General features: G+C 71.8%; 9 protein-coding genes. 6 read left to right on the forward strand and 3 right to left on the reverse strand.

Annotated elements, in window-relative coordinates; genetic code table 11:
• Window positions 1–36: 36 nt before the first annotated feature.
• Window positions 37–5,076 carry an ATP-dependent helicase gene (locus ACFY1U_RS43250; protein WP_390699581.1) on the reverse strand — a complete coding sequence of 1,680 codons (5,040 nt, stop codon included), beginning with the start codon at window positions 5,074–5,076 and terminating at the stop codon, window positions 37–39.
• A gap of 265 nt (window positions 5,077–5,341) precedes the next feature.
• Here ACFY1U_RS43250 and ACFY1U_RS43255 point away from each other — a divergent pair, with 265 nt between their 5' ends.
• From ACFY1U_RS43255 to ACFY1U_RS43265, 3 genes are read left to right on the forward strand one after another with little or no spacing between them, the layout of a single operon-like run.
• A complete protein-coding gene (locus ACFY1U_RS43255) occupies window positions 5,342–6,307 on the forward strand; it encodes an AraC family transcriptional regulator (protein ID WP_390699582.1) in 966 nt (321 codons plus the stop codon).
• Complete coding sequence (locus ACFY1U_RS43260) at window positions 6,208–6,969, forward strand: AzlC family ABC transporter permease (protein WP_390699583.1); 762 nt, start codon at window positions 6,208–6,210, stop codon at window positions 6,967–6,969. The genes ACFY1U_RS43255 and ACFY1U_RS43260 overlap by 100 nt, the downstream gene beginning before the upstream one ends.
• Complete coding sequence (locus ACFY1U_RS43265; RefSeq protein ID WP_351482407.1) at window positions 6,966–7,274, forward strand: AzlD domain-containing protein; 309 nt, start codon at window positions 6,966–6,968, stop codon at window positions 7,272–7,274. Before ACFY1U_RS43260 ends, ACFY1U_RS43265 begins: the two co-directional genes overlap by 4 nt.
• Before the next feature lie 11 nt (window positions 7,275–7,285).
• Here the strand turns inward: ACFY1U_RS43265 and ACFY1U_RS43270 are convergent, their stop codons facing one another.
• Entirely contained in the window at window positions 7,286–8,230 is a 945-nt protein-coding gene (locus ACFY1U_RS43270) for a hypothetical protein (RefSeq protein ID WP_390699584.1), read from the reverse strand.
• An 80-nt stretch (window positions 8,231–8,310) separates the two neighbouring features.
• On the opposite strand from ACFY1U_RS43270, the gene ACFY1U_RS43275 reads away from it, so the two are divergent.
• Both ACFY1U_RS43275 and ACFY1U_RS43280 read left to right on the forward strand, forming a co-directional pair.
• Window positions 8,311–8,505: a DUF3046 domain-containing protein gene (locus ACFY1U_RS43275; RefSeq protein ID WP_030947308.1), complete on the forward strand. Its 195-nt coding sequence runs from the start codon at window positions 8,311–8,313 to the stop codon at window positions 8,503–8,505.
• Between the two features lie 60 nt (window positions 8,506–8,565).
• Window positions 8,566–9,831, forward strand: a complete 1,266-nt coding sequence (locus ACFY1U_RS43280; RefSeq protein ID WP_390699585.1) for an AI-2E family transporter — start codon at window positions 8,566–8,568, stop codon at window positions 9,829–9,831.
• A gap of 30 nt (window positions 9,832–9,861) precedes the next feature.
• On the opposite strand, the gene ACFY1U_RS43285 is transcribed toward ACFY1U_RS43280, so the two are convergent.
• Entirely contained in the window at window positions 9,862–10,674 is an 813-nt protein-coding gene (locus ACFY1U_RS43285; protein WP_390699586.1) for a hypothetical protein, read from the reverse strand.
• Between the two features lie 371 nt (window positions 10,675–11,045).
• Between ACFY1U_RS43285 and recA the strand changes: the two genes are divergently transcribed.
• Complete coding sequence (gene recA, locus ACFY1U_RS43290; protein ID WP_390699587.1) at window positions 11,046–12,170, forward strand: recombinase RecA; 1,125 nt, start codon at window positions 11,046–11,048, stop codon at window positions 12,168–12,170.

Genomic DNA, 12,170 nt, shown 5'->3' on the forward strand with positions numbered 1-12,170 from the left:
GGGCGCTCGCGGGCCCGGAGAGCGTGGCCCTTGCGGTCAGGCCCGCAGCCGCAGACCCCGCGGGGTTGCGATGAAGCCTGCTCCTTCCAGGAGGGTGCCGATGGGGGACGTCAGGGCCGAGGCGCCGTTGACGCGCTCCACTGTGACGGTGCCGAGGGAGCCTGCCCGGGCGGCTGCGGCCAGAGCCTGCGCGGCTGTCTGCAGACGGGGGTCCTCGGTGGCGGTGCCTTCCGGGTCGGCGGGCCAGGCCAGCAGTGTCTTGCCGCCGCGCTCCATGTAGAGCGTCAGCTCACCGTCGACGAGGACCACCAGGGAGCCCGCCTTTCGCCCCGGCTTGTGCCCCGCGCCGGTCGGGGGCTCCGGCCAGGGCAGCGCCGCGCCGTAGGCGTTCGCCGGATCGGCTGCGGCCAGGACGACGGCCCGGGAGTCGGGAGTGGGGCGGGGGCGGCGATCGGGGAAACCGTACGGGACGGGTGTCGAGGCGGGGACGCTTCGGGGGCCGCCCGTGCCCGGGGACGGGAGGTCGCGGGGCGAGACGTATTCGTCCCGGGATGCGCGAGCGGGCGGGAGGTCGAAGTCGTCCTCGAAGCCGGTGATGCCGAACTCGGGCCGGTCCCGGCGGGCACGGTCCCCGCTCCGGGCGGTAGTGCTCCCCGAGTCGAAGCCGTCCGTCCAGTCGAAGGTGTCGGGATCGTCGGAGCTGTGGAGCGTGTGGCCGTGCGGCGTTCCGGCGCTGGGGTCGCCGGGCGCGGTGAAGGCGTGGGACGAGCCGAAGGCGCCGGCGGGGTGGCCGCTCGGTGTGCCGTCGGCCGACGGCTGCGGCAGGGTTTCGCCGCGGTCGCGGGCGTTGGACACCGCGCGCAGGCGGTCCACCGCGCCGTCCATCGCGAACTGGGCCGCGCCGAGCCCCTCCACCACATACCCGCGCCGTGCCTGGCCGCTCTCCTCGAAGGCGGACAGGATGCGGTACGTCGCCGAGAAGCCGCCCTCGACGCCTTCCGCGGAGACGGCGCCCCGGGTGACCACGCCGTGCCGGTCGAGGAGCGTGCGGGCGACGGCGTGCGCGCGCACCGTCGGGTCGGCCTCGCGTGCCGGGAGCAGGGACCAGCGGCCGGCGACGGTCGGCGGCCCGCTGCGGGAGGCGGGACGGGCCGCCGCGGTCAGGGAGCCGTAACGTCCGCGGGGGACGCTGCGCTTGGCGCGGTGGGCCGTCGAGCCCGCGGTGCGGCCCGAGCCCAGCAGGGAGCGCATGGGGGCCAGTGTGTCGTTCGTGAGGTGTCCGGACCAGGCCAGGTCCCAGATGGTGTCGGCGAGTTGGGGATCGGTGACGTCGGGGTGGGTGGTCGCGCGCACCTGGTCGGCGATCTGGCGGAAGAACAGGCCGTAGCCCCCGGAGAGGGCGTCCAGCACCGACTGGTGGAGCGCGGTCAGTTCCAGCGGGTGTGGCGGGGGCTGGAGCAGGGGAGCAGCATCCGCCAGATACAGGGAGACCCATCCGTCCTTGCCGGGAAGGGCGCCTGCGCCGGCCCAGACGACCTCTCCGGCTGCGGTGAGCTCGTCGAGCATCGCGGGCGTGTAGTTGGTGACGCGGGACGGCAGGACCAGCTTCTCCAGGGCCGACGCGGGCACGGATGCGCCCTGCAGCTGCTCGACGGCACGCACCAGTCCGTCGACACCGCGCAGCCCGTGCCCCTTGCCGATGTGCTGCCACTGCGGCAGGAACTGGGCGAGCGCGGCCGGTGCCACCGGTTCCAGCTCGTGCCGCAGCGCGGCCAGGGAACGGCGGCGCAGTCGGCGCAGTACCGCCGCGTCGCACCACTCCTGGCCGATACCCGCCGGATGGAACTCGCCCTGCACGACACGGCCGTTGGCCGCGAGCCGCTGCAGGGCGCCTTCCGTGACGGCCACGCCCAGGCCGAAGCGGGCCGCCGCGGTGGCCGAGGTGAAGGGGCCGTGGGTGCGCGCGTAGCGGGCGAGGAGGTCGCCGAGGGGGTCCTTCACCGGCTCCATGAAAGCCTCCGGGACGCCGACAGGCAGGGCCGTGCCGAGGGCGTCGCGCAGGCGGCCCGCGTCCTCGATCGGCGCCCAGTGGTCCGCGCCGGCGACCCGGACCTTGATCGCGCGGCGGGCGCCGGCCAGCTGCTGCGCCCACTGCGGCTCGGCGCCGCGCTCGGCGAGCTCCGCGTCGGTCAACGGGCCGAGCAGGCGCAGGAGGTCCGCGACACCCTCGGCGTCCTTGACGCGCCGGTCCTCGGTGAGCCACTGGAGCTCCCGCTCCAGCTCGGTCAGCACCTCGGCGTCGAGCAGTTCACGCAGTTCCGCCTGGCCCAGCAGCTCGGCCAGCAGCCGCGAGTCCAGGGAAAGCGCGGCGGCGCGGCGCTCGGCGAGCGGTGAGTCCCCTTCGTAGAGGAACTGGGCGACGTATCCGAAGAGGAGGGAGCGGGCGAAGGGTGAGGGCTCGGGGGTGGTGACCTCGACCAGGCGTACCTTGCGGGACTCCAGGTCGCCCATCAGCTCGACCAGCCCGGGGACGTCGAAGACGTCCTGAAGGCACTCGCGAACCGCCTCCAGGACGATCGGGAACGAGCCGAACTCGCTGGCCACCTGGAGCAGTTGGGAGGCGCGCTGGCGCTGCTGCCACAACGGGGTGCGCTTGCCGGGGTTGCGGCGCGGCAGCAGCAGCGCGCGGGCCGCGCACTCGCGGAATCGGGACGCGAACAGGGCGGAGCTGCCCACCTGGTCGGTGACCACCTGGTCGACCTCGCCCTTGTCGAAGACGACGTCCGCGGCGCCGACGGGTGCCTGGTCGGCGTCGTACTCCGTGCCCGCCTTCATCGGCTCCTGGTCGAGCAGGTCCAGGCCCATGAGGTCGGCGTCCGGGAGGCGCAGCACGATGCCGTCGTCGGCATGCATGACCTGGGCGTCCATGCCGTACCGCTCGGAGAGTTTGGCGCCGAGGGCGAGTGCCCATGGCGCGTGCACCTGGGCGCCGAAGGGGGAGTGGACGACGACCCGCCAGTCGCCGAGCTCGTCGCGGAAGCGCTCCACGACGATCGTGCGGTCGTCGGGGACGTGGCCACAGGCCTCGCGTTGCTCGGCCAGGTAGGACAGGACGTTGTCCGCGGCCCAGGCGTCCAGGCCCGCCGCGAGGAGGCGCAGCCGGGCGTCCTCCTTGGGCAGCGAGCCGACCTCGCGCAGGAACTGGCCTACCGCGCGCCCCAGTTCGAGGGGGCGGCCGAGCTGGTCGCCCTTCCAGAAGGGGAGCCGGCCCGGTACGCCCGGCGCGGGGGAGACCAGGACGCGGTCGCGGGTGATGTCCTCGATGCGCCAGGAGCTGGTGCCGAGCGTGAAGACGTCTCCCACGCGTGACTCGTAGACCATCTCCTCGTCGAGCTCGCCGACCCGGCCGCCGCCCTTCTTGGGGTCGGCTCCGGCGAGGAAGACCCCGAAGAGCCCGCGGTCGGGGATGGTGCCGCCGGAGGTGACGGCGAGGCGCTGAGCGCCGGGGCGGCCGGTGACCGTGCCGGCGACGCGGTCCCACACCACGCGCGGGCGCAGCTCGGCGAACGCGTCGGACGGATAGCGGCCCGCGAGCATGTCGAGGACCGCCGTGAACGCCGACTCCGGGAGCGAGGCGAAGGGCGCGGCCCGGCGGACCGTGGCGAGCAGGTCGTCGACCTGCCAGGTGTCCAGGGCCGTCATCGCCACCAGTTGCTGGGCCAGGACGTCCAGGGGGTTGGCGGGGACCTTCAGGGATTCGATGGAGCCGGTGCGCATGCGTTCGGTGACCACCGCCGCCTGGACGAGGTCGCCGCGGTACTTGGGGAAGACCACACCGGTGGAGACCGCGCCCACCTGGTGACCCGCGCGGCCCACGCGCTGCAGGCCGGAGGCGACGGACGGCGGGGACTCCACTTGGACGACGAGGTCGACCGCGCCCATGTCGATGCCGAGTTCGAGGCTCGATGTCGCGACCACGGCGGGCAGGCGGCCCGCCTTGAGGTCCTCCTCGACGAGGGCGCGCTGCTCCTTGGAGACCGAGCCGTGGTGGGCACGGGCGATGACGGGTGGTGCGCCCTGCGCCGCTCCGGAGCCGCCCATGAGCTCGGCCGGGGCGTGGTGCTCGTCCAGGGTCTCGCCGGTGGCCCGCTCGTACGCGATCTCGTTGAGCCTGTTGCACAGGCGCTCCGCGAGGCGACGGGAGTTGGCGAACACGATCGTGGAGCGGTGGGCCTGGACGAGGTCGGTGATCCGCTCCTCGACATGCGGCCAGATCGACGGGCGCTCCGTGCCCTCCGACCCGTCGGCGACCGGGGAGCCGCCCAGCTCTCCCAGGTCCTCGACCGGGACGACCACCGAGAGGTCGAACTCCTTGCCCGACTTCGGCTGGACGATCTCCACCTTGCGGCGCGGTGAGAGGTACCGCGCGACCTCGTCGACCGGGCGGACCGTCGCCGAGAGGCCGATGCGGCGGGCCGGCTTCGGCAGGATCTCGTCCAGCCGCTCCAGGGAGAGCGCGAGATGCGCGCCGCGCTTGGTGCCCGCCACCGCGTGCACCTCGTCGAGGATCACCGTCTCGATGCCGGTCAGCGCGTCGCGCGTGGCCGACGTCAGCATCAGGAACAGGGACTCCGGGGTGGTGATCAGGATGTCCGGGGGGCGGGTGGACAGGGCACGGCGCTCGGCTGCCGGAGTGTCACCGGAGCGGATGCCCACCTTCACCTCGGGCTCGGGCAGGCCCCGCCGCACGGATTCCTGGCGGATACCGGTCAGTGGGCTGCGGAGGTTGCGCTCGACGTCGACCGCGAGGGCCTTGAGCGGCGACACGTACAGGACGCGGCAGCGCTTCCTGGGGTCTGCGGGGGGCGGTGTCGAGGCCAGCTGGTCCAGGGCGGCGAGGAACGCGGCCAGGGTCTTGCCGGAACCGGTGGGGGCGACCACCAGCACGTCCGAGCCCTCTCTGATGGCCTGCCACGCGCCGGCCTGGGCCGCGGTGGGCGCGGAGAAGGCCCCCGTGAACCAGCCGCGGGTCGCGGGGGAGAAGCCGTCGAGGGCTCGGTGTGCGGAGCTGACCATGCGTCCATCCTGCACCCGGCCACTGACAATGGCTCTGGCCTGCGGGTTCGCTGCGCTGGGCTTGGGCCGGGCGCGATCGGGTCCGTCGTGGGTCGGGGGCGCGGCGGTACGGCGAGCCCGCCGCCCGCAGTGGATCTGCCTGGTGTCCGAGGGGCCGGTGGTGGGGTGACGTAAACGGCGGGCTGCGCCGCACCGCCGCGACCCACTTCCGTGCGTCGGCGGCTGCGGGTCAGTGGGTCCTGGCGGGCCGGCGGAGAATGGGGGTATGGCGGGGTCGGGGAAGGAACTGGCTCGGCACTGGCGGTACGCCGAGTTGCCCGGGGTCGATCTGCTGCGTGCGCGGTACATCCGCAAAGAGTTCGTGCGGCATACGCACGAGAACTTCGTCATCGCTGCCATCGCCGACGGGGTCGAGGTCTTTCACCATCGCGGGGCCGATCAGTACGCGGGGGCGGGGGCGCTCGCGCTGGTCAATCCGGACACTCCGCACACCGGGCGGGCCGGTGTGCCCGAGGGGTGGCGGTACGGGGCCGTGTATCCGTCGCCGGAGGTGGTGGCCGAGATCGCGGCCGAGACCACGTTCATTCGGGGGGCGACCGGGTTCGTCAGCCCGGTGCTCGACGATCCGTACACCGTGGGGCTGGTGCATCAGGTGCTGCGTGCCGCGGAGGACAGTAATGCGCTGGCCGCCGACACGCTGCTGCGGGTCGCGGTGACGAGGCTGCTGCGGCTCAATGGCGGGTCGCTGCCGCAGCGGGAGGTGCGGACGGCGGGTGCCCGGATCGCGGCACGCGCGCGTGCCGTGCTGGAGGAGCGGCTGGCCGAGCCTCCGACCCTGGAGAGGCTTGCGGCTGATCTCGGCACCAGCCCGTTCGCTCTGCTGCGGGCGTTCCGGGACGCCTACGGGATGCCGCCGCACGCCTGGCTCACGGACGCCCGGGTGCGGCGGGCGCGACGGCTGCTGGACGCCGGTACGACGCCCGCGGAGACTGCCGTCGCCGTCGGGTTCACCGATCAGCCGCACCTGAACCGGCACTTCACCCGGATCGTCGGCGTGCCCCCTGGGGCTTACCGGCGCGAGCGCAAGAACGTACAAGAAGCACGAGGGCGACTGCTCGTACCGTCGGGCGGGTGGCAGAACAGACAGCTCTCACCGGCATACGTCCGGAAGGCGGAGGAAAAGCGGACTCCGCCGTCGTACGGGATGCGCTCGGAGTCGGCGTCGCCGTAGGACTGTCCGGCTTCGCATTCGGGGTGACCTCGGCCGGCAGCGGGCTCACGCTGCTGCAGACCTGCGCGCTCAGCCTCCTGGTGTTCACCGGCGCCTCCCAGTTCGCCCTCGTGGGGGCGCTCGCGGCCGGTGGCAACCCGCTCACGGCAGCGGCGGGCGCCTTCTTCCTGGGGGTACGCAACGCCTTCTACGGGCTCCGTCTGTCCCAGTTGCTCGCTCTCCCGCGCGCGGTGCGGCCGTTCGCCGCCCAGTGGGTCATCGACGAGACCACCGCGGTCGCGCTGGCACAGCCCACGCGGCGGGGGACGCGCATCGGGTTCGCGGTCACCGGGCTCAGCCTGTATCTGCTGTGGAACCTCACCACGTTCCTCGGCGCACTGGGCGCCGACGCCATCGGGAACACCGACGCATGGGGCCTCGACGCCGCCGGGCCGGCCGTTTTCCTCGCTCTGCTCGCGCCGATGCTCAAGACCACCACCGAGCGCGCGGTGGCCGGCCTCGCCGTCCTTGTGGGGCTCGCTCTGCTGCCCGTGCTGCCCGCCGGAGTGCCTGTCCTGGTGGCCGCGTTGGCAGCGCCCGCCGTTCTCTTCCTGGAGGGCCGCCGCAGGGGCACGTCACGCAGGGAAGCACACGAGAACGACCTCCCAGGGGAAGACCGTTGAACACCTGGATCGCGATCGGCGCGACGGCCTTCGGCTGTTACGCCGTCAAACTCGCCGGACTGCTCGTACCCGCGGGCGTGCTCGAGAAGCCGCTCGTCAGGCGTCTGGCCGCACTGCTGCCGGTGGCACTTCTCGCCGCCCTCACGGCCCAGCAGACCTTCGCCGACGGGCACGCCCTGGTGCTCGACGCGCGGGTTGCAGGGCTCGCCGCAGCCGCCGTGGCGCTGGTCCTGCGCGCCCCGTTCCTGCTCGTCGTGGCGGCTGCCGTCGTGGTGACCGCCGGAGTGCGCGCCATGGGCGGGTGACGGCGCCCGGGTCAGCCGATGGGACGCCCGTGCGCCCTGAGGGTGTGCAGCGCCTGGATCGTCGCCATGGGGCGAGCCTCCAGGGCGGTGCCCGGTGCCCACCGGTGCCGGCGGACGGGCCAGCCGCCGTCCTCGTGCTGCGCGTCCGCGAGGAAGTCGAGGGAGCGTGTCATCTCCGCATCCGTGAACCACGCGCGCGCCAGAGAGCTCGGCGTCTTCGCGTAGTCGTGCGGGAAATGGCGCTCATCAGGCGCGTAGCCGGGGGCGACCGGGTACGCGTCGAGGCGGTCGGGCTCCAGAGCCGCGAGCCGGTGTTCGCGCACCAGGCGCCCGAGGCGGTCGGCAGCCGCCTCCGCGCGCGGGCGGTCGGGAGCGGAGTCCAGGAAGGCCACGGCGGCCTCGATCTCGTAGGGGTGGGACTTCTCCAGCGACTCGACCGCATGCCAGCAGAAGTCCGTGGCCCTGAACAGCCAGGCGTGCCACACCTCGTTGCGGTGCAGCAGGCCCACCACCGGGCCCGTGGTGAGGAGTTCGCTGGGCGGGTCGTCCACGATCGGCATGAAGGGGGCCGCCGGATAGCCGCGCTGGCTGGGACGGATCGCCGGCAGGGCACCGTCCGTCGTGGACACGGCCGTCAGATAGCGGCACACGCGCTCCACCCGCTGTCCGCCACAGCGCCCTATGGCATCCAGAACGCGCAGCGCGTGCACAGTGTGCAGCGGCTGGCTGACCGGGCCGCGCAGATCGGGCTCCAGTGCGTGGCCGTACCCGCCGTCCTCGTTGCGGTACGCGTCCAGCGCTGTCTCCACCGGGTCGGCGCCCCCGTTCAGGAAGTGGTACGCGAAGAGGCGCTGTTCCAGCACGCGCGCGGTGAGCCAGACGAAGTGCTCGGCCCGGAAGAGCGGGGAGCGTGCCGGGGGTGTGGCAGGGAGTGCGGAAGCTCCTGTTTCGGACATGCGTCAGACCGTAGGGCGGAAAGCGGTCTCGGCAAGGGGTCCCGGCTCAGGCCCACCCTCAGGGGCGGGATACTGGAGTCATGCGGTTGACGGTCTTCTGGCAGCGGATGGCGGATCACTTCGGTCCGGGATACGCCGACACCTTCGCACGCGACCATGTGATGGCGGAGCTCGGCGGTCGCACGGTGCACGGGGCGCTGGACGCCGGGTGGGATGCCAAGGACGTGTGGCGAGTGGTCTGCACGGTCATGGACGTTCCGCGGGAGAAGCACTGATCGGTCACGAAGATCGCAGGACGGTAGTTGATTGTCAGACCAGTGGGCGAGACTTGCTCCGTGGCACCCACTGACGAGGCCGGGCAGACGGCCCAGCACGCATCCCCGTTCGGCACGACGCCGCCCGGCAGGCCTTCGGCCGACGCCGCCGGGCCGAGCGTCCGCATGCCGCGCTGGCTGCCGCGCGCAGTGGTGCTCGTCCTCGCCCTCTATGCGGCTTTCCAGCTGGGCACCTGGGCGTTCCACCAGCTCACCGGCCTGCTGATCAACATTCTCATCGCGTTCTTCCTGGCTCTGGCCATCGAGCCCGCGGTGAGCTGGATGGCCTCGCGCGGCATACGCAGGGGGCTGGCTACGGGCTTCGTCTTCCTCGCCGTAATGATCATGGCGGCGGGCTTCGTCACCCTCCTCGGCTCCATGCTCGCGGGCCAGATCATCAAGATCGTCGAGGAGTTCCCGAACTACCTCGACTCCGTCATCAACTGGGTCAACACGCACTTCCACACCGAGCTCAGACGCGTCGACGTCCAGGAGGGCCTGCTCCGCTCCAACTGGCTGCGCAACTACGTGCAGAACAGCGCCACCGGTGTGCTGGACGTGTCCGCGCAGGTCATCGGCGGCCTCTTCCAGCTGCTGACGATCACCTTGTTCTCGTTCTACTTCGCGGCGGACGGCCCGCGGCTGCGCCGCGCGATCTGCTCCGTCCTGCCACCGGCGCGTCAGGCCGAGGTGCTGCGTGCGTGGGAGATCGCCGTCGACAAGACCGGCGGTTACATCTACTCGCGCGGCCTGATGGCGCTCATCTCCGGCATAGCGCACTACATCCTGCTGCAGATCCTGGGTGTGCCCTACGCGCCCGTGCTCGGCGTCTGGGTGGGCCTGGTCTCCCAGTTCATCCCGACCATCGGCACCTACCTCGCGGGCGCCCTGCCCATGCTGGTCGCCTTCACCGTCGATCCCTGGTACGCGCTGTGGGTGCTGATCTTCGTCGTGGTCTACCAGCAGTTCGAGAACTACATGCTGCAGCCCAAGCTGACCGCGAAGACCGTCGACATCCACCCCGCCGTCGCCTTCGGCTCGGTCATCGCCGGCACCGCCCTCCTCGGCGCCGTCGGCGCGCTGATCGCCATCCCCGCGGTCGCCACGCTGCAGGCGTTCCTGGGGGCGTACGTGAAGCGGTACGCCGTCACGGACGACCCTCGTGTACACGGCCACCGGAGAGGGGGATCGGGGCCGGGTCTGCTCACGCGCGCGAGACAGCTGTGGATACGGCGGCCGGGGGTGGCACGGGACGAAGCGGTGGAAGCCGGGGAGGGTTCCTCCTGAGGAACGGCCCGATGAGCGGGCGCAACCGGCTCAGTACGTGAGGACGGCCCACACCCCGGCGCCGATGACGGCAGCCACGTAGCAACCGGTCGCCGCGGCCACGATCCGCCTCCGGGCCGGCTCGCTCCAGGACGTGCGGGACAGCAGCCGGGCCAGCACCGGCAGGACGAGTACCGCATGCAGGCTGACTCCGTGCAGCGGCTTGAGCGGCGCCGTCGAGTGGTAGGCCGACTCCTGGTGCCCGGTCCGGGTGAGCACGACGCCGCGCGCGATCATCGCCGCGCCCGAAGCGAGCGCGACGAGCAGGATCGCGAAGCCGGAACGCACCGCGAGCGCCATCCCGGCGGGACCTGCGGGCCGGTGCCGGAACGACGCGGCGGCGAACACGGTGAGCAGCACCACGAGGACGCCACCACCCACCGCGAGCGTCATGGACACCGCGGTGTCGAACGGTGTCTCCATGTCGAGGTGCGAGGGCACCCGGCGCCAGGCCTGAAGGGTGATACCGCCGACCTCCACGACGCAGTCAGCAGCGAACACGACGAGCAGCAGGGCGCGCAGCCGCGAATCGATGCGCAGATATGACGTCACCCAGGTCACCGCGATCAGCGTCGCCCCGAAGGACAGCCCGAAGGTGACGGGCTTGCGCCAGGAGACGGGCCCGTCCCAGGGGCCGCCGTCGACGGCGAACACCACCAGGTGCACGAGACCGGAGACGATCAGAAGAAGTCCGACGGTGTGGCAGAGGCGCTCCGCCGGGCGCGCCCCCGACCACCACGCCACCGCGGTTGACGGCCGCGTCGGCACCGTGCCGCTCCCTCGGACGGGCTTCTTGCTCTCCATGCCGTCAGCCTCGCGAAAGCACCCCCTCCGGTCGTCGTCCGGCCGAAGACACCTCCCGTACGCCGCCGGGAGTAGTCGGGAGTAGTCGGACCTGACGCCGGCACGAACAACGGCCGCAGGGCTCGGAGTCCAGCCTGTTGTCGGACTGCGGACGTAGGGTCGGAGGTGCCACGTGGTGCGCTTGACACGAAAATCGAACATCCATTCTTATGGAGGCTCCGGCGAGGCTCTCGACGGGTAATTCGCTGTGGTTTTGGCGGAGATGTACCCGAGTTATCCACAGGCCGGACGGGCGTCGGGGCGCATTGTCAGTGGCAGGCGTTAGCGTCTTTGACGTGAAGCGATCGACTCAAGCAAACCGGGTGGAACCCATGGCAGGAACCGACCGCGAGAAGGCGCTCGACGCCGCGCTCGCACAGATTGAACGGCAGTTCGGCAAGGGCGCCGTGATGCGCCTCGGCGAGCGCCCGAACGAGCCCATCGAGGTCATCCCCACCGGGTCGACCGCACTCGACGTCGCCCTCGGCGTCGGCGGCCTGCCGCGTGGCCGTGTGGTGGAGGTGTACGGCCCGGAGTCCTCCGGTAAGACGACCCTGACCCTGCACGCGGTGGCGAACGCGCAGAAGGCAGGTGGCCAGGTCGCCTTCGTGGACGCGGAGCACGCCCTCGACCCCGAGTACGCGAAGAAGCTCGGCGTCGACATCGACAACCTGATCCTCTCCCAGCCGGACAACGGCGAGCAGGCCCTGGAGATCGTGGACATGCTGGTCCGCTCCGGCGCCCTCGACCTCATCGTCATCGACTCCGTCGCCGCGCTCGTCCCGCGCGCGGAGATCGAGGGCGAGATGGGCGACAGCCACGTCGGTCTCCAGGCCCGTCTGATGAGCCAGGCCCTGCGGAAGATCACCAGCGCGCTCAACCAGTCCAAGACCACCGCGATCTTCATCAACCAGCTTCGCGAGAAGATCGGCGTGATGTTCGGCTCCCCGGAGACCACGACCGGTGGCCGGGCGCTGAAGTTCTACGCCTCGGTGCGCATCGACATCCGCCGCATCGAGACCCTGAAGGACGGCACCGAGGCGGTCGGCAACCGCACCCGCTGCAAGGTCGTCAAGAACAAGGTCGCCCCGCCCTTCAAGCAGGCCGAGTTCGACATCCTCTACGGCCAGGGCATCAGCCGCGAGGGCGGCCTGATCGACATGGGCGTGGAGCACGGCTTCGTCCGCAAGGCCGGTGCCTGGTACACGTACGAGGGCGACCAGCTCGGCCAGGGCAAGGAGAACGCGCGCAACTTCCTGAAGGACAACCCCGACCTGGCCAACGAGATCGAGAAGAAGATCAAGGAGAAGCTGGGCGTCGGCGTGCGTCCGGAGGAGCCCACCGCCGAGCCGGGCGCGGACGCCGCCGTCTCCGCCACCGCGGACGACACCGCGAAGGCGGTGCCTGCTCCTGCGGCCAAGACAGCCAAGACCAAGGCTCCGGCTGCCAAGAGCTGA

The sequence above is a fragment of the Streptomyces sp. NPDC001351 genome, assembly GCF_042896045.1.
GTDB lineage: Bacteria > Actinomycetota > Actinomycetes > Streptomycetales > Streptomycetaceae > Streptomyces.

Bases quoted from the DNA above. Each gene is read 5' to 3' on its own strand.
- ACFY1U_RS43250 (WP_390699581.1), bottom strand. From the start codon at position 5,076: ATGGTCAGCTCCGCACACCGAGCCCTCGACGGCTTCTCCCCCGCGACC.
- ACFY1U_RS43255 (WP_390699582.1), top strand. From the start codon at position 5,342: ATGGCGGGGTCGGGGAAGGAACTGGCTCGGCACTGGCGGTACGCCGAG.
- ACFY1U_RS43270 (WP_390699584.1), bottom strand. From the start codon at position 8,230: ATGTCCGAAACAGGAGCTTCCGCACTCCCTGCCACACCCCCGGCACGC.
- ACFY1U_RS43275 (WP_030947308.1), top strand. From the start codon at position 8,311: ATGCGGTTGACGGTCTTCTGGCAGCGGATGGCGGATCACTTCGGTCCG.
- ACFY1U_RS43285 (WP_390699586.1), bottom strand. From the start codon at position 10,674: ATGGAGAGCAAGAAGCCCGTCCGAGGGAGCGGCACGGTGCCGACGCGG.
- recA (WP_390699587.1), top strand. From the start codon at position 11,046: ATGGCAGGAACCGACCGCGAGAAGGCGCTCGACGCCGCGCTCGCACAG.